The organism is Rahnella sp. R3(2024) (genome assembly GCF_042920125.1).
Taxonomy (GTDB): domain Bacteria; phylum Pseudomonadota; class Gammaproteobacteria; order Enterobacterales; family Enterobacteriaceae; genus Rahnella; species Rahnella rivi.
This window is the reverse complement of the sequence record NZ_JBHGBU010000001.1, coordinates 2,872,510-2,890,867: the sequence shown is the minus strand read 5'-3', so window position 1 is coordinate 2,890,867 and position 18,358 is coordinate 2,872,510. Positions and strand designations below refer to the sequence as shown.

Sequence of the window (18,358 nt, the reverse complement as noted above, 5' to 3'; positions counted from 1 at the left end):
TAGCTGCCTGTATTCTCCGTGCGCATTTTAAGGCTGAACCACAATAGTTTCTTGAGATGGATCAACGTGCTGCATCTGCAATTTCTCCGTTGCGATGCGTTCTACCCGGCTGTGATCGCCGAGGGCATTCTCTTCAAGGATCAGGTTGCGCCACTCAATGTCCAGCGCATCCCTTTCCAGCACTAACTGTTCCCGCTGTGCCGTCAGTAAACGCGTACGGTGAGCGGTGGTGACCACGAAAATTGCGCTGACTAAAACAGCGATCAGCAAAATCATCGGGATCTTGCCATTGCGCAAAATGTCGCTGGCAATGACCCCCACTAAACCGTGGCGTTCATTGCCGATCACGATGCCGTTCTCTCAGCAAAACGCAGTACAGAACTGCGGGCCCGCGGGTTTTCTGACACTTCCGCATCTGAGGGCATCATTTTTCCCACTGACTTTAATGAACGCCCGCCAAGCTCGGCGATCTGCGCTTCCGTCATTGGAATACCGGCCGGTACCTGTGCACCGCGACTGTGCTGACGAATAAAGCGCTTCACGATGCGGTCTTCCAGTGAGTGGAAGCTGATTACCGACAGCCGTCCGGCCGGGGCAAGAATCTCCAGCGCGCCATCAAGCGCACGTTCGATTTCTTCCAGTTCACTGTTGATGTAGATACGAATCGCCTGGAAGCTGCGCGTCGCGGGATGCTTGTGCTTCTCGCGAAACGGCGAGGCATTCGCAATTAAATCAGCCAGCTCTTTGGTTCGCGTCATCGGCAATTCACGGTTACGCTCGACAATCGCGCGCGCGATGCGTTTCGCAAAACGCTCTTCACCAAACGTTTTCAGAACCCAAATAATGTCTTCTTCTTCCGCTTTCATCAGCCATTCAGCCGCTGAATAACCTCGTGTAGGATCCATGCGCATATCCAGAGGTCCGTCGCGCATAAAGGAGAATCCGCGCTCAGCATCATCCAGTTGCGGAGAAGAAACGCCTAAATCCAACAGCACACCGTCGATCTTACCTTCCAGACCCCGCTCGCGGACGTAATCAGCGAGATCGGAAAAAGGTCCGTGGATAATAGAGAAACGGGCATCATCAATAGACTCTGCGGCTTTGATCGCTTGCGGATCGCGGTCAATCGCCAGCAGACGGCCTTCAGGCCCAAGCTGTGACAAAATCAGACGTGAGTGGCCACCGCGACCAAAAGTTCCGTCTATGTAAATGCCGTCCTGGCGGATGTTCAGGCCGTTAACGGCTTCATCCAGCAAAACGGAAGTGTGTTTGTAGTTTTCAACCATGCTTATAATGACAAGTCCTGTAATCGATCAGAAAGGGGTTCCTGAGACGATTGTTCAGCGTCTATGTCTTCCTTAACTTGTTGATACCAGGTCTGTTCATCCCACAGTTCAAACTTGTTGAACTGCCCAACCAGCATCACTTCTTTTGCGAGCCCGGCGTGCTGACGCAGTGTGTTCGCAATCAACAGACGCCCGGCGTTATCCATCTGACATTCACTGGCATGTCCCAGAAGCAGGCGCTGAATACGGCGCTCTACAGGGTTCATACTCGACAGACGGGACAATTTTCGTTCGATAATTTCCCATTCGGGAAGGGTGTAAAGGAGGAGGCAGGGGTGATGGAGATCTATGGTGCAAACCATTTGACCTTGCGATTCCTCGCTCAGCAAATCCCGGTATCGGGTGGGTACGGCAAGTCGCCCTTTGCTGTCGAGATTAACCATCGTCGCGCCACGAAACATGGCGCTCTACTCCCCTTTGACCTTATTCACCACTTTCCTCCACAAATTCCCACTTAAAGGAGTTTACGGATGGTTTTAAAACCTTGTCAAGCCAGAGCGGAGGCGGTTTGGTAATATTTACGCAGGGACAGGAAAGCCCGCCCCAGGTAAGCGAGGTGATTTAGAGGTGAAATAGAAAATAACGTCATGATTAGTTGAAGAAATTTCGGAGGGTTAATAATTTCGTTTAAAAAAAAACCAAAATGAACATTATTTAACTATTTATATTCTTCTGCTCTATGACTCAGTTTTCCGGGTCTTTATGCCTTAAGAAAAATCATTTCCGATTTTTTTTCGGCTATCACTGCTAAATCATCATCATTAAGAATGCCAGCCCGCGTGGCACAAGCCTTTCAGCGCATTTAAAAACCACGAGTCGCGGTCCGCACGCATACCCAGAGAAATTAAGCCGGGAATTCTACAGCACTTTTGCAGACTGCATTAACGTATTTTGAAATTGATTTACGGGTTTATATCAGCGAAAAAAATGAGAACACATTTGTTAATAATTCAGCGCTCTGGGAATGCTCTTAAAATACCCGCTTATCCCGCAAGGGATTGTTTTTAGCGAAGGGAATACGTGTCCTGGTGAAATTTGAGAAAGGAAAAGAGCGGTTGAGGGAAAATCGCGGGCACCCCACAGAATGCCCGTCAGAGATTTACTTGCGGCTTAAACGGCCACGACGGAAAAGATTGCGACGAATACGGGTCAGGCCTGCTTTAGGTTTTTTGGGCTCATCGAGGCAAGCCAAAACCAGCTCCAGTACGCGCTCAGCCACATCGCGATGGCGCTGCGCGACCGCCAGCACCGGACATTCAAGGAAGTCGAGGAGTTCATTGTCGCCAAAGGTCGCAATCACCAGATCGACAGGCAAACGCCCTTCCATCTTCAGCGTGACATCCATGACGCCCTGCAAAAGCTGAAACGAGGTAGTGAATAACGCCTGCGGCATCGGGTGGGTTTTCAGCCATTCAGCGAACACAACCGCCGCCGATTCGCGGTCGTAAGCGTTGGCATAAAGATATTCGGGCTGACGTGCATCATCCGCCCAGGCCTGACGGAACCCCTGCTCGCGCAGGAAGCTCACCGACAATTCCGGCAGCGCGCCCAGATACAATACCGATTCAGCAGGGAACGTTCGCAGCTCCTGCGCCAGCATCAGGGCATCTTCCTGATCGGCGCCCACGACGCTGATGAAATGTTCCGGATCCAGCGCGCGATCCAGCGCAATGATCGGGAAATCCCCGTTGGCCCAGCGTTGATAGAAAGGGTGTTCCGGTGGTAAAGAGGTGGAAATGATGATCGCATCAACCTGTCGTTGCAGCAGATGTTCGATGCAGCGCATTTCGTTATCCGGCTGATCTTCAGAGCAGGCAATCAGCAACTGATACCCACGCTGTCGCGCCTGACGCTCAAGAAAGTTGGCGATTTTGGTGTAGCTGGTATTTTCCAGATCGGGGATCACCAGGCCAATAGATCGGGTTCGGCCAGCGCGCAGCCCCGCCGCCACCGCGTTCGGGTGATAGTTATGTTCCTTCACAACAGCCATGACTTTTTCGACTGTTTTATCGCTGACACGATACTGTTTCGCTTTGCCATTAATCACATAACTGGCGGTGGTACGCGAAACGCCCGCTAACCTCGCGATCTCATCCAGCTTCACTGAGATAACCCCTTAAGAAAGATAATGCTTTATCTAACCCCAGAAGACCCTGCCGGGCAAGGTGTTTTACCGAATCGCTTCACCTGAGACACAAAAAAGAAAGCCCAACTAAAAAGTTGGGCTTTCATCAGGCAGAGAATATTTACATCTTGCTGATTTTTTACGCTTTAGCGCATGATTTTGTCGCCACGCGAAACGCCGACTACGCCAGAGCGCGCGACTTCAACGATTTCAGCCACATCACGAATACTGGCTAAAAAGGCGTCGAGTTTGTCGCTGGTTCCCGCAAGCTGAACGGTGTAAAGCGTCGCCGTCACATCCACAATCTGGCCGCGGAAGATTTCTGTCGAACGTTTCACTTCTTCACGGCCATAGCCGGAAGCCTGAACCTTCACCAGCATAATTTCACGCTCAACGTGAGCGCCCTGCACCAGTTCAGTCACGCGCAACACATCGACCAGTTTGTGCAGTTGCTTTTCGATCTGTTCCAGCACCTTGGCATCACCGACGGTCTGAATGGTCATGCGGGACAGCGTCGGATCATCGGTTGGCGCGACGGTCAGGCTTTCAATGTTGTAGCCACGCTGAGAGAACAGGCCGACTACGCGGGACAGCGCGCCCGATTCGTTTTCCAGTAATACTGATAAAATCCGGCGCATGATCAGGTCCTCTCCGTTTTGCTTAACCACATTTCGTCCATCGCACCGCCACGGATGTGCATCGGGTAAACGTGTTCTGTTTCATCAATGCTGATATCCACAAATACCAGACGATTTTTCTGTTCAAGTGCCTGCGTCAGTTTACTTTCCAGTTCATCTGGCGTGCGGATAGCGATGCCAACGTGGCCGTAAGCTTCCGCCAGTTTGACGAAGTCAGGCAGCGATTCCATATAAGATTGCGAATGGCGGCCGGAATAAATCATGTCCTGCCACTGCTTAACCATACCGAGATAACCGTTGTTCAGGTTGATGACGATCACGGGCAGATTGTATTGCAGCGCAGTGGACAACTCCTGAATATTCATCTGGATACTGCCATCGCCGGTCACACAAATCACGGTTTCTTCCGGCAGACCGAGTTTCACACCCAGCGCGGCAGGCAAGCCAAAGCCCATCGTGCCGAGGCCGCCGGAGTTGATCCAACGACGCGGCTTATCAAACTGATAATAGAGCGCCGCAAACATCTGGTGCTGACCGACGTCAGAGGTCACGTAGGCGTCACCCTTGGTCAGGCGATGCAGCATCTGGATGACGGCCTGAGGTTTGATCTTACCGCTATTTTTGTCGAAGCTCAGACACTCACGCGCACGCCAGTTTTCAATGCTAGTCCACCAGTCACGCAGTGCGTCAAATTCCTGCTTGTCTTCACTTTGCCCCAGCAATTCCAGCATCTGAACCAGCGTTTGCTTCGCATCGCCGACAATCGGAATGTCAGCATTGACTGTTTTCGAGATGGACGTCGGGTCAATATCGATATGCATCACGGTGGCATTCGGACAGTATTTCGCCAAATTATTGGTCGTACGGTCGTCGAAACGCACGCCCACGCCGAAGATCAGATCGGCATTGTGCATCACCATATTGGCTTCGTAAGTGCCGTGCATACCCAGCATGCCGAGGCTCTGACGATGTGTTCCCGGGAACGCGCCCAGCCCCATCAGGGAACTGGTGACCGGCAGATTCAGTTTCTCGGCCAGCTCCAGAATTTCAGCGTGACACTCAGAGTTAATCGCCCCACCGCCGACATAAAGCACCGGTTTTTTTGCAGCCAGCAATGTTTGTAAGGCGCGTTTAATTTGCCCGCGATGCCCCTGCACCGTCGGGTTGTACGAACGCATCGACACCTGCTCGGGGTAGGCATACGGCAGCTTGATCTGCGGATTGACGACGTCTTTTGGCAAATCGACCACGACCGGACCCGGACGGCCCGTCGAGGCCAGATAAAAGGCTTTTTTCAGCACGCCGGGAATATCTTCGGCACGTTTTACCAGAAAACTGTGTTTCACCACCGGACGGGAGATCCCCACCATGTCGCATTCCTGGAACGCGTCATAACCGATCAGTGAACTGTGTACCTGGCCGGACAGCACCACCAGCGGAATGGAATCCATATAAGCCGTCGCAATACCCGTGATCGCATTGGTTGCACCGGGACCGGACGTCACCAGCACCACGCCCACTTCGCCCGTGGCGCGCGCATAACCATCTGCCATATGAACAGCCGCCTGCTCATGTCTCACCAGTACATGATCAATCCCGCCGACCGTGTGCAGTGCATCATAGATATCCAACACCGCTCCGCCGGGATAACCGAATACCTGCTTAACGCCCTGATCGATTAACGATCGAACGACCATCTCGGCTCCTGACAACATCTCCATGGTTTTGCCTCCAGGCTTTTTATTTCTTCTATAGGATGACTTTTATTTCAGCAAACTGTTCTATCAAGCAGCAATCTCACGTTAAATCGCTGAATTTTAGGCCTTTGCACAAGATTGATGATAACCCTGCTGTTGTTATTGGCGTTGCTAACTCAACTCAGTACCTTAGCGTGAGAATTTAGGTCAGGCAAACGCCAAAATAGGGATGACACGTTCTGATTATTGCGACGCGCTGCCTGCCCTCACCCGTTCGCTACAAAACACTGCCTGCAGAGGGTAACCAGTCAGAAATATCAGGAAGGCGGGAAAAATTACAGGATTAAATTATGTCTGAGGCTGTCATCAGCATGAAGGGTAAACCGGCGAACAGGCGTTCGCCGGTGACAAATAAAACAGCTTCGGCTGGCGCTACTCGCTGTAAAGTTCGTCGATTTCCTTTTTATAGCGGCTGAAAATCACCTTGCGACGCAGTTTGAGCGTGGGTGTCAGCTCGCCCGCTTCCATCGTGAACGGTTTAATCAGCAGTACGAATTTTTTCACCTGCTCAAATCCGGCCAGATCATGCTGGATTTCACGTAACTGATGGGCAAACAATGACAGGATCTGTTCGTTTTTTACCAGGCCACTGCGGTTGAGATAATCAATATGGTGGGTCTGCGCATACATATTCAGCACATCAAAATCCGGCACGATAAGCGCGGATACGAAGTGACGCTCATCGGCAATGACCGCCGCCTGTTCGATATACCGATCCTGCACCAGCGTGCCTTCGATACGCTGCGGCGCAATATATTTACCCCCCGAGGTTTTCATCAGGTCTTTCAGCCGTTCGGTAATAAAAACATTCCCTTCTGCGTCCATTTTTCCTGCATCACCGGTTTTGAACCAGCCATCGGCGGTAAAGCTGGCGGCAGTCTCTTCCGGTTTATTGAAGTATCCGCGCAACAGCGTCGGCCCGCGTACCTGGATCTCATTTTCATCACCAATGCGCACTTCGATTTCCGGCAGCGCTGTCCCCACTGAGCCGAAACGAAAATTCTGCTCTTCCCAACAGGTGACGGTCGCGCACGTTTCCGTCAGACCGTACCCGTATTTGATGTGCAGACCGAGGGATTCAAAAAACAGGATCACATTGTCATCCAGGCTCGCACCGGCTGCGGGCAGAAAACGTAAGTTGCCGCCGAGCAGACCTCTGAGCTTTTTGAGCACCAGCTTATCGGCCAGAAAATGCGCCGGGGATAACCAGAAGGGGTAACGTTCGCCACGGCGCTCAATAAGAAACTTCTCTTTACCCTGCGCCACCGCCCAGTGGAATAAGCGCTTTTTGACCGTGCCCGCGCGGGCCACTTTGTCATGAATCGCACTGAACACTTTTTCATAAAAACGCGGCACGGCGCACATCACGGTAGGCTTCACCGCCGCAAGAGCATCACGCACCAAATCCGTTTCGCGCAGGAAGACATTCTGCGCGCCGCTGTGCATCACAAAGAAACTCCATGCGCGTTCAAATACGTGCGCCAGCGGCAGGAAGCACAGGGAGATATCGCTGTCGGAAATCGTCAGGCGTTTTTCATGCTGTTTCAGCTGAGTTGCCATGCTGCGATAATCCAGCATCACGCCTTTTGCTTCCCCGGTCGTACCCGAGGTGTAAATCAGGGTGAAGAGATCGTTGAGATCGCAGCCGCCGATCCGCCCGGTGAGCCCGGCGGATAATGCCGGATCCGAGGCAACCGTCTGAGAAACGTGTCTGGCGATAGAAACGCCCTGTAAATCGACGTCGTTATCCAGCACCAGAATATGTTTGAGCTGCGGGCATAATTCACGCAAAGCCACGGCGGCATCATATTGCTTCTGACCCACCACAAACAAAATGCGGATATCGGCATCATTGAGCACGTATGCCGATTGCGCAGGCGTATTGGTGGCATACACCGGCACCGTGACCGCGCGCACCTGCAAAATCGCCAGATCCGCCGTCGCCCATGCGATGGAATTATTGCCGCAGATGGCGATCCGCTCCTGAATCCCTGCCTGCTCCTGCAACAGAAGATGAGATAACGCATCCACATTCTCGCCCAGCTGACGCCAGGTCAGTGCAGTGTGCGCAGCTGGCGACCACTCGCGAAAGGCTGTTTGGTCGGCACGCGTCATCACCTGTTGGCGAAAACGGGTGATCAGATGATAGTCATTTAAGGTTGGATTCATTCAGCGTCTATACCGGCGTCCAGCGCAGCGCACCGGGGCGGCTGACTGTATTGCTCTGTTACAAAGATTTAACGCAGTCTACCGGCAAATATTGTGCGGCGAAACGAAATTATAGCGGGTGAGAAAATGCCGGCTGGCAACCGCGATGGGTGAACGGAGAGAGGAAAAAAACCTGCATAGCCTTAACGAGGAGAAAAAAACTACGCAGGATAAATCACTTCAAATTAAATCATAATCAGCCATTTTTACTTCAGCACGCGCCGAAGTAAAAATGATGTTCTATACGGGATCAGGCCGTGGCAACACACTGGCTCAATAAAGATTTCATCCACATATTGCCGCGATCTTTGCTGGATGACTCATGCCATGACAAATAACAGGTCAGCTGATTTTTCATCCAGGGTAAAGGAATGACAGATAAATTCAGTATTCCGGCGTTGGCCTGCGCTAACCAGCGAGGAACCAGCGCCACCATGTCTGTTTTTGAAACCACTTCCATTACGCTGTAAAGATCAGTGCCCTGATAAGCAATTAAAGATTGTAATTCTGGATCATCATAATAAGGTCCGCTGAAAGAGTAGAAACGATCAATCATCATCACCGCGTGTTTTTCTCTCAGATATTTCTCATCTGACATATATGGACTGATTCGCGGATGATTCTGCGAAGCCACCAAAACCAGCTCATCATTAAATAAAGGCTCATTACAGAAATCAGCACGTTCGAATTTACGATAGCTGATCATAAACTCGATATTCTGGTAGCGCAGCTGATGTTCAATATTATCATTAACAATGGTTTGTAATTTAATACTGACGCTGCTGGCTAAGGTATCTACTGCATGCAGAACCTGTGATGTCAGGCGCTTATCCAGCGGGCTGCAAATCGCCACGTTGAACTGGCGCATGCTGACGGTAGGGTCAAAACCGGCACCGGGTAATTCATTCATGACCAGTTGCAACGCCTGACGCACCGGGCCAAAAAGCTGGCGGGCACGCATTGTCGGTTGAATGCCACGGCCATAGCGGACAAACAAATCATCATTAAACATGATTTTTAAACGAGCCACCGCATTACTGACGGCCGGTTGAGACATACCCAGCATATTTGCAGCACGGGTAATATTTTGTAATTGCATGACAGCATCAAAAACTGTCAGCAAATTCAGATCGACGTTACGAAGATGTGTTTCAGGTTCAGGAGTTTTCACTGAGTTTTCGGTAATGATGTCTGACATAACAATCCTCACTAAAGAGCATCAGACTCGCAGAAGAATGATTATCTTTAATTGATATGATTAAAAAAATCGGCACAGTGACATCAGACTAATTAACAAATAGCTGACAATGAGCGCGTGCCATTTAATATTATTATTTTTAGAAAGATACGCGAATACGGCTTTAAATAATAAGAAAGCAAAATATAAAATTCATTTCCTTCTAAAAAAACTGATGATATAAGACATTAAAATACTTGCACGAACAACATGCAAAAAATGAATAATAAATTAAGCAGCAGTAAATCATCTCCAATCCCTTGTATTACATTGCTTTTTTACAGGCATAGTTCGTCAAATGTCCATATTTAGACTTTTTTTTGTGCAATTAAATGCCGGAGTTCGCCATGAATTCTTTAAGCTAAACACATTCTTACAAACAGAGTTTTATGCTAAATGAGAGTCAGTTTCATTTGTGAGTTTTCACGGTATTTCCACACGCTGAAGGTTGACATACCTGGCGCATTCCCGTATCAATTTAAGCACTGTTTAAACGACGTCCGTTTAACAACCCTATTACGAGAAGCTGAAAACATGTTTATGACTACCCGTCTCCTAGGCCTACTACTCAACGCAGAAAATTTGCGCGGTAAGCCAGTGGGCGAAAATCAGAACTGATTCAACTTCCACAGACAACAAACCCGCGCCGATGCGCGGGTTTTTTTTTACCTCCCGCAGGGCGCGAATAATAAAACAGACAAGGAACAACCCATGAGCGAGCAAGTCATTATTTTCGATACCACGCTGCGTGACGGTGAACAGGCGTTACAAGCCAGCCTGAGTGTTAAAGAGAAGATTCAGATTGCAATGGCGCTGGAGAGAATGGGCGTTGACGTGATGGAAGTCGGCTTCCCGGTGTCCTCTCCCGGCGATTTCGAGTCTGTACAGACTATCGCGCGCCAGATTAAAAACAGCCGTGTTTGCGGTCTGGCCCGCTGCGTTGACGGCGATATCGATGCCGCTGCTGAAGCGTTGCGCGTTGCCGAAGCTTTCCGTATTCACGTCTTCCTGGCCACATCCACCCTGCACATTGAGTCCAAACTGAAGCGTTCGTTTGATCAGGTGCTGGAGATGGCAACGCATTCCGTAAAACGTGCCCGTAACTATACTGATGACGTCGAATTCTCCTGCGAAGACGCAGGCCGTACCCCGCTGGATAACCTGTGCCGTGTCGTAGAAGCGGCAATCAAAGCCGGTGCGACCACCATTAACATCCCTGACACCGTCGGTTACACCACGCCGGTTCAGTTCGGTGGCATCATCACCAATTTGTATGAACGCGTGCCTAACATTGATAAAGCGATTATCTCCGTTCACTGTCACGACGATCTGGGCATGGCGGTCGGTAACTCCATCGCCGCAATCCAGGCCGGTGCGCGTCAGGTTGAAGGCACCCTGAACGGTATCGGCGAACGCGCCGGGAATACCGCGCTGGAAGAAGTGATCATGGCGATCCGCACCCGTTCGGATTACATGAACGTCCATACCAATATCAATCACAAAGAAATCTACCGCACCAGCCAGATTGTCAGCCAGATCACCAACATGCCGATCCCTGGCAACAAAGCGATTGTCGGTTCTAACGCCTTCGCGCACTCCTCCGGTATCCATCAGGATGGCGTGCTGAAAAATCGCGAAAACTACGAAATCATGACCCCGGAATCCATCGGTCTGAACCAGATTCAGCTGAACCTGACGTCCCGCTCCGGCCGTGCTGCCGTGAAGCATCGTATGGAAGAAATGGGCTACAAAGAGTCCGATTACAATATGGATCATTTGTATACCGCGTTCCTGAAGCTGGCAGACAAAAAAGGTCAGGTTTTCGACTACGATTTAGAAGCACTGGTGTTCATTAATAAGCAGCAGGAAGAGCCGGAATTTTACCGTCTGGATAACTTCAGCGTGCAGTCCGGTTCCAACATTACCGCGACCGCATCAGTCAATCTGGCCTGCGGCGAAGAGGTCATCACCGAAGCCGCGACCGGCAACGGCCCTGTTGATGCCGTGTATCAGGCCATCAACCGCATCACCGGCTATCAGATCGAACTGGTGAAATATCAGCTGAGCGCGAAAGGCCAGGGCCGCGATGCGCTGGGTCAGGTTGACGTGGTGGTTTCCTTTAATGGCCGCCGCTTCCACGGTGTCGGTCTGGCAACAGACATCGTCGAATCCTCCGCGAAAGCGATGGTCCATGTACTGAATAACATTTGGCGCAGCAAACAAGTTGAGATTGAAAAACAACGTTTGCAGCAGGAAAGTCAGCAACACAACATTCAAAATAATCAGGAAACGGTGTGAACATGAGCAAGTCCCATCATATTGCCGTCTTACCCGGAGACGGAATTGGCCCGGAAGTCATGGCCCAGGCATACAAAGTGCTGGACGCAGTACGTCAGCGTTTTGGTCTGAACATTACCACCAGCGAATACGATGTGGGTGGCGCAGCCATCGACAAACACGGCAGCCCGTTGCCGGAAGCCACCGTCGCCGGTTGCGAAAACGCGGATGCGATCCTGTTCGGCTCGGTCGGTGGCCCGAAATGGGAACATCTGCCGCCAAACGATCAGCCTGAGCGCGGCGCATTACTGCCGCTGCGTAAGCACTTCAAACTGTTCAGCAACCTGCGCCCTGCCCGTCTGTATCAGGGGCTGGAAGAGTTCTGCCCGCTGCGTGCAGACATCGCGGCCAAAGGCTTCGATATTCTGTGCGTCCGCGAACTGACCGGTGGCATTTACTTCGGTCAGCCGAAAGGCCGCGAAGGTCAGGGCATGCACGAAAAAGCCTTTGATACCGAAGTGTATTACCGCTTTGAAATTGAACGCATCGCCCGTATCGCTTTTGAATCTGCGCGCAAACGCCGCAGCAAAGTGACGTCCATCGATAAAGCGAACGTGTTGCAGACCTCAATAATGTGGCGCGAAGTGGTAAACGAAATCGCTAAAGATTACCCGGATGTCAGCCTGAGCCACATGTACATCGATAACGCGACCATGCAGCTGATTAAAGATCCGTCGCAGTTCGACGTGCTGCTGTGTTCCAACCTGTTCGGCGACATCCTGTCTGACGAATGCGCGATGATCACCGGTTCAATGGGCATGCTGCCTTCTGCCAGTATGAACGAGCAGGCGTTTGGTTTGTTCGAACCAGCGGGCGGTTCAGCGCCGGATATCGCCGGTAAAAACATCGCGAACCCGATTGCACAAATCCTGTCTGCCGCGCTGTTGCTGCGTTACAGCCTGGGTGCGGATGATGCCGCTAACGCTATCGAGCAGGCCGTTAATAAAGCACTGGAAGCGGGACACCGCACCGGCGATTTGGCGAACGGTCAGCAGGCGTTGGGCACCAGTGAAATGGGCGACATTATTGCCCGCTTTGTGAAAGAAGGGGCATAACATGGCGAAGACTCTGTATCAAAAATTGTATGACGCGCACGTCGTTTACGAAGCGCCAAACGAAACGCCACTGTTGTACATCGACCGTCATCTGGTGCATGAAGTCACCTCTCCGCAGGCTTTCGACGGCCTGCGTGCGATGGGGCGTCCGGTGCGTCAGCCGGGTAAAACTTTCGCGACCATGGACCATAACGTGTCCACGCAAACCAAAGACATCAATGCGAGCGGCGAGATGGCGCGCATTCAGATGCAGGAACTGATCAAGAACTGCTCAGAATTCGGCGTGCAGTTGTATGACCTGAACCACCCGTTTCAGGGCATCGTTCACGTCATTGGCCCTGAACAAGGCATGACCTTGCCGGGCATGACCATCGTGTGCGGCGATTCACACACCGCCACCCACGGCGCATTTGGTTCACTGGCGTTCGGTATCGGGACATCAGAAGTGGAACACGTGCTGGCGACGCAAACCCTGAAACAGGGCCGCGCCAAAACCATGAAAATCGAAGTCACCGGCGATGCGCCTGCCGGTATCACCGCAAAAGATATCGTGCTGGCAATTATCGGCAAAACCGGCAGCGCCGGCGGTACCGGCCATGTGGTGGAATTCTGCGGTAAAGCCATTGAAGCGCTGAGCATGGAAGGTCGTATGACCCTGTGCAACATGGCGATTGAGATGGGCGCTAAGGCCGGTCTGGTTGCACCGGACGAAACGACTTTTGCCTATCTGAAAGGCCGTCAGTTTGCCCCGAAAAACCAGAACTGGGATGCCGCAGTAGAATACTGGAAAACCCTGAAAACCGACGAAACGGCTCAGTTCGACAGCATCGTGACGCTGGATGCCGCAGACATCGCACCGCAAGTCACCTGGGGAACGAATCCGGGTCAGGTGATGGGCGTTAATCAGGTGATCCCAAATCCTTCTTCCTTCGCCGATCCGGTTGAGCGCGCTTCCGCAGAAAAAGCACTGGCCTATATGGATCTGCAACCGGGCATTAAACTGACCGACGTCGCGATCGACAAAGTGTTTATCGGTTCCTGCACCAACTCGCGTATTGAAGATTTACGCGCCGCCGCCGCCGTTGCCAAAGGTCGCAAAGTCGCCACCGGCGTACAGGCGATTGTGGTGCCAGGCTCCGGCCCGGTAAAAGCTCAGGCGGAAGAAGAAGGTCTGGATAAGATCTTCATCGAAGCCGGCTTTGAATGGCGCTTGCCAGGCTGCTCAATGTGTCTGGCGATGAACAACGACCGTCTGGAACCGGGCGAACGTTGCGCGTCCACCAGCAACCGTAACTTCGAAGGCCGTCAGGGCCGTGGCGGACGCACGCATCTGGTCAGCCCGGCGATGGCTGCGGCTGCCGCGGTGACCGGTCGTTTCGCTGACATTCGTGATTTGAACTGAGGAAAACACCATGGCTAAATTTACCCAACACATCGGTCTGGTGGTTCCGCTGGATGCAGCAAACGTCGATACCGATGCCATTATCCCAAAACAGTTTTTACAGAAAGTGACGCGTACCGGTTTCGGTCAGCACCTGTTCAACGACTGGCGTTTTCTGGACGATGCCGGTCAGGTACCTAATCCTGATTTCGTGCTGAACAAACCGCGTTATAAAGGCGCGAGTATTTTGCTGGCACGCGAAAACTTCGGCTGCGGTTCTTCCCGCGAACATGCGCCGTGGGCATTGACCGATTACGGTTTTCACGCAGTGATTGCGCCGAGTTTTGCCGATATCTTTTATGGCAACTCGTTCAACAATCAGCTGCTGCCGATTACCCTGAGCGATGCAGAAATAGACGAATTATTTGCGCTGGTTGAAGCGAACGAGGGCATCACGTTTGTGGTGGATCTGGAAGCGCAGACCGTAAAAGCGGGCGATAAAAGCTATCCGTTTGTGATTGACAGTTTCCGCCGTCATTGCATGATCAACGGTCTGGACAGCATCGGCCTGACGCTGCAACACGAAACCAATATCTCCAGCTACGAAAAGAATCAGCCTGCCTTTATGCAGTGATGACGGTTTCGCCGCTATAAAAAAACCCGCGACATTCGCGGGTTTTTTCTTATCAGCAAGATTCAGACATCCTTCACTTTATACATCAGCCCCAGCGCCAGAACCGCGAGCACCGTCGCCGCCCAGTACACCGGATAATGCCCGAAGTTTTCCACGATGAAGCCCTGTAACAAACCCGCGCAAATGACGCCGGTCGAGATACTGTTGGTGAACAACGTGGTCGCTGAACCTGCGCGCCCCGGCATCAGATCCTGAAAATAGAGCATGCCTATCCCGGCCACGATACCGATGAAAATCGCGTTGAACAGTTGCAGGATCATCAGCGCCGCTTTGAACTGAAACGCCACCAGTCCTGCATAGAAAACCACCCCGCTCGCCACGGCATACAGCATCAGCTTGCGTTTGCCGGTGCGCCTGACCAGATAGCCGGCCAGCAACATCGCCGGGATCTCCAGCCCGGCGGCCGTTCCCATCAGCAACCCTGCCAGCCCTTCCGGCAATCCCAGATCGCTGGTGATATAAAGCGGCATATCAATGACGTACATGATGTTGCAGGTCCACATCAGCAGGGATGAAAAGAACAGCAGCCGTACGTCTCTGTTGCGCCACGCGCTGACCGGCACCACTTTTTCGTCCACCGGTTGCTCGACGCGCGGCACAGAAGGCAGAAAGAAAACGATCATCAGAATGCTGCCGACAAACACCGCCGCGGCACTCAGGTACATCGGGGTGAAGCCATAATTGAGCGCCAGCATAAACGAGAGCGGCGGGCCGAGGACCCAGGCCAGCGACAACATCGCACGCATCATCGAGCTGAACATCACCACTTCGCTCGATGAGCGATCGGCATGTTCACGCGCCAGCGCAAACAGCTGCGGCATCGAGGCATTTCCGATCGCCGCCAGCAGCACGCCGACGGTGATCAGCACCAGATAATCGCGGCTGAAAGCAAACACCAGGCTGTTACCGAGCGCCATCAGACAGCAGAAAATCAACAGCTTGCGCCGGTCGCCTTTGTTATCCGAGCGGTTAGCCAGCAGAAAGCTAATCGCGATTCCGGCAATCGCATTGACGGTATAAAAGAAGCCGACCCACAGCGGCCGCACTTTCACTTCGTTGGTCAGAAACAGACTGAGCGTCGGCGCCTGCAGTGCGCCTGCAATACCACACAGTAAGGAAACCACCAGAAAGGTGACATAAATGGCATTAATACGAGGTTTTGACATAACGTCGTCCCTGAGAAATGAAAGCAGATAAAGCAAGACAGACAGTGTAGCGAAGTTTCAGGCGGTTCTGGAAAATGAGCATAAAAAAACCAGTGAGTCGCCCCACTGGCTGGTGAAATTACACCATTACTCAGAAAATCGAATTCGGATCAAACCTGCCGTGAAAAGATTACAGACGCTGGCGATACTCTTTTTCATCCACGGAATCAATATCCCACTGGGTGAGACGGGACAGAATATCCAGACGATATTGCACCGGAACCCAGGACAGCCAGTCTGCATGATTTTTAGAGGCGTTCCTCTTTATGGCTTCAAAATAACGCTGGTAAAAACGGGCGTTCAGACTGCGTTTCATGCTGACCTCCGGGTGTTCACAACAGGCTTTCGTTGAGAAACAGTATCGGAGTAATATGAGGAAAGATAAATTGATGAAGATCGCCCACGGAGCTCCTCTTTTATGTCCTCGCCCCGACTGCAACAACAGTTCATTCGTTTATGGCAAAGCTGTCACGGTGAAGAAACCGAAACGACATTACAGGCGTTATCGGAAGTCCTGAATTGTTCACGCAGGCACATGCGCTCGCTGCTCAGCACCATGCAGGAACAGGGCTGGCTGACGTGGGACGCAGAGGCCGGGCGCGGCAAACGATCCACGCTGCGTTTTCTGTATACCGGGCTGGCACTACGGCAACAGCGGGCCGAAGAACTGCTGGAGCAGGATCATATTGATCAACTGGTGCAACTGGTCGGCGATAAAACGCAGGTGCGCCAGATGCTGTTATCACAGCTCGGCCGCAGCTTTCGACAGGGTAAACATATCCTGCGGGTGCTCTACTACCGTCCGCTGTTTAACCTGCTGCCCGGCACCATGCTGCGCCGTTCAGAAACACACATCGCCCGGCAAATCTTTAGCGGCCTGACACGCATAAATGAGGAAAAAGGGGAAGTTGAAGGTGATTTAGCCCATCACTGGCAGGAAATTTCACCGCTGCACTGGCGTTTCTATCTGCGTCCTGCCATTCATTTTCATCATGGCCGTGAGCTGGAGATGGCCGATATCATCGCCACCTTTACCCGCCTGACCTCGCATCCGCTGTTCAGCAACCTGAAATCCGTCACCACGCCCACGCCGAATGTCATTGATGTCCATCTGAATGAGCCTGACCGCTGGCTGCCGTGGTTGTTCGGCAATGTTCACGCGATGATTTTGCCGCAGGAATGGCAATCACTCCCTGATTTCGCCCGTCATCCGGTCGGCACCGGCCCTTACGCCGTGGTGCGTAATCTGAAAACGCAGCTGCGTATCCGCGCCTTTGATGATTATTTCGGGTTCCGGGCGCTGATCGATGAAGTGAATATCTGGGTGTTGCCGGAGCTGAGTGAAGAACTGGTGCATTCCGGTGTTCAGCTACAGGCGGATGAATCCGGTAAAAGCGAGCTAGAAAGCCGCCTCGAAGAAGGCTGCTATTTCCTGTTATTTGACCAGCGTTCGCCGGTCGGCCAGTCAGAGGAAACGCGCCGGTGGCTGTGCGACTTACTCAACCCCATCGCACTGCTCAGTAATGCAGAGCCGATTTTTCAGCGCTACTGGTCCCCGGCTTACGGCCTGCTGCCGCGCTGGCACCATAAGGCGCCACAGCCGCGACCGCCCAAACCGCAAAATCTGACGGAGGTGACGCTGACGTTCTACGGTGAGCACTCCGAGCATCACGCCATCTGCAATGCGCTGCGCCCGCTGCTGACGGCGGAAGGTATCGAACTGATCATTCAGGTGGTGGATTACGCGGTCTGGTATCGCGGCGACGCCAACAGCGATGTGTGGCTCGGCAGCGCCAACTTCACCCTGCCGCTGGAGTTTTCGCTGTTCGCGCATTTCTACGAATTACCGCTGGCAAAACATTGCTTTAGCGAAGACATGAGTCAGGACGCCGCGCAGTGGCACGCGGGAAATTTATCCATCGCCAAATGGAGCCAGAAACAAACGGCCAGCCATCAGATCCATCCGCTGTTTCACCACTGGCTGGTCTTGCAGGGGCAGCGCAGTATGCGCGGCGTGCGCATGAATACGCTTGGCTGGTTCGACTTCAAATCCGCCTGGTTTGCGCCACCGGACAGTTAATCGGACTATCGCATCGCGCCGTTAATCTCTAGAATGACATCCGTTCTCAACGGGGTGCCCGAGTGCGTTCTTTTTTTATAAAGAATGAGCTCGATCTTTAAACGCCGCGAGCGCGTGTTCAGCGGGTGAAGTCCAGCGCACAGAAAGCAGAGCGTACACACGGTACGTGAGCATTTCGAGCACTGCACGACACCCGATCAACACACGCTCAGCAAGTTTAAAAGGCTGAGATTTGAAACCCGTCGAACCTGATCCGGTTAATCCCGGCGGAGGGATTTGAGACTGCGCGATGCTT

15 protein-coding genes and 1 riboswitch are annotated in these 18,358 nt (G+C 52.3%); of the genes, 5 read left to right on the top strand and 10 right to left on the bottom strand.

The features are described 5' to 3' along the window. Positions 1-27: 27 nt before the first annotated feature. The 8 genes from ftsL to leuO all read right to left on the bottom strand — a co-directional run bounded on the left by ftsL (position 28) and on the right by leuO (position 9,272). A complete protein-coding gene (gene ftsL / locus ABSH60_RS13015; RefSeq protein WP_056776937.1) occupies positions 28-348 on the bottom strand; it encodes a cell division protein FtsL in 321 nt (106 codons plus the stop codon). After that, positions 345-1,286, bottom strand: a complete 942-nt coding sequence (gene rsmH, locus ABSH60_RS13010) for a 16S rRNA (cytosine(1402)-N(4))-methyltransferase RsmH (protein ID WP_217203565.1) — start codon at positions 1,284-1,286, stop codon at positions 345-347. Before rsmH ends, ftsL begins: the two co-directional genes overlap by 4 nt. A 2-nt stretch (positions 1,287-1,288) precedes the next feature. Then, positions 1,289-1,747 (bottom strand): division/cell wall cluster transcriptional repressor MraZ, encoded by a 459-nt coding sequence (gene mraZ / locus ABSH60_RS13005; protein ID WP_056776931.1) that lies wholly within the window; start codon positions 1,745-1,747, stop codon positions 1,289-1,291. 698 nt (positions 1,748-2,445) lie between these two features. Next, entirely contained in the window at positions 2,446-3,450 is a 1,005-nt protein-coding gene (gene cra, locus ABSH60_RS13000; protein WP_056776928.1) for a catabolite repressor/activator, read from the bottom strand. 167 nt (positions 3,451-3,617) lie between these two features. Further along, positions 3,618-4,109: an acetolactate synthase small subunit gene (ilvN, locus tag ABSH60_RS12995; RefSeq protein WP_013577020.1), complete on the bottom strand. Its 492-nt coding sequence runs from the start codon at positions 4,107-4,109 to the stop codon at positions 3,618-3,620. Positions 4,110-4,111: 2 nt separating this feature from the next. Then, complete coding sequence (ilvI, locus tag ABSH60_RS12990; RefSeq protein ID WP_056776924.1) at positions 4,112-5,830, bottom strand: acetolactate synthase 3 large subunit; 1,719 nt, start codon at positions 5,828-5,830, stop codon at positions 4,112-4,114. A gap of 408 nt (positions 5,831-6,238) precedes the next feature. Further along, positions 6,239-8,035, bottom strand: a complete 1,797-nt coding sequence (locus ABSH60_RS12985; protein WP_390974261.1) for an AMP-binding protein — start codon at positions 8,033-8,035, stop codon at positions 6,239-6,241. Between the two features lie 289 nt (positions 8,036-8,324). Continuing rightward, the gene (leuO, locus tag ABSH60_RS12980) at positions 8,325-9,272 is read right to left on the bottom strand and encodes a transcriptional regulator LeuO (RefSeq protein WP_056776916.1); all 948 of its coding nucleotides are present in this window, start codon (positions 9,270-9,272) and stop codon (positions 8,325-8,327) included. 750 nt (positions 9,273-10,022) lie between these two features. Here leuO and leuA point away from each other — a divergent pair. Genes leuA through leuD form a run of 4 tightly spaced genes read left to right on the top strand, consistent with a single transcriptional unit; the run spans position 10,023 to position 14,718 of the window. After that, the gene (gene leuA, locus ABSH60_RS12975; protein WP_056776911.1) at positions 10,023-11,609 is read left to right on the top strand and encodes a 2-isopropylmalate synthase; all 1,587 of its coding nucleotides are present in this window, start codon (positions 10,023-10,025) and stop codon (positions 11,607-11,609) included. Between the two features lie 2 nt (positions 11,610-11,611). Beyond that, positions 11,612-12,703 (top strand): 3-isopropylmalate dehydrogenase, encoded by a 1,092-nt coding sequence (leuB, locus tag ABSH60_RS12970; RefSeq protein WP_056776907.1) that lies wholly within the window; start codon positions 11,612-11,614, stop codon positions 12,701-12,703. 1 nt (position 12,704) lies between these two features. After that, positions 12,705-14,105: a 3-isopropylmalate dehydratase large subunit gene (gene leuC, locus ABSH60_RS12965; RefSeq protein WP_390974258.1), complete on the top strand. Its 1,401-nt coding sequence runs from the start codon at positions 12,705-12,707 to the stop codon at positions 14,103-14,105. A 10-nt stretch (positions 14,106-14,115) separates the two neighbouring features. Continuing rightward, positions 14,116-14,718 (top strand): 3-isopropylmalate dehydratase small subunit, encoded by a 603-nt coding sequence (gene leuD / locus ABSH60_RS12960; protein WP_056776901.1) that lies wholly within the window; start codon positions 14,116-14,118, stop codon positions 14,716-14,718. Between the two features lie 62 nt (positions 14,719-14,780). Here the strand turns inward: leuD and ABSH60_RS12955 are convergent, their stop codons facing one another. After that, the gene (locus ABSH60_RS12955) at positions 14,781-15,944 is read right to left on the bottom strand and encodes an MFS transporter (protein WP_390974256.1); all 1,164 of its coding nucleotides are present in this window, start codon (positions 15,942-15,944) and stop codon (positions 14,781-14,783) included. 169 nt (positions 15,945-16,113) lie between these two features. Continuing rightward, positions 16,114-16,299, bottom strand: a complete 186-nt coding sequence (gene sgrT, locus ABSH60_RS12950; RefSeq protein ID WP_056776895.1) for a glucose uptake inhibitor SgrT — start codon at positions 16,297-16,299, stop codon at positions 16,114-16,116. A gap of 102 nt (positions 16,300-16,401) precedes the next feature. Between sgrT and sgrR the strand changes: the two genes are divergently transcribed. Next, a complete protein-coding gene (sgrR, locus tag ABSH60_RS12945) occupies positions 16,402-18,063 on the top strand; it encodes an HTH-type transcriptional regulator SgrR (protein ID WP_390974254.1) in 1,662 nt (553 codons plus the stop codon). A 40-nt stretch (positions 18,064-18,103) separates the two neighbouring features. Next, positions 18,104-18,356, top strand: a riboswitch (TPP riboswitch). Positions 18,357-18,358: the final 2 nt, after the last annotated feature.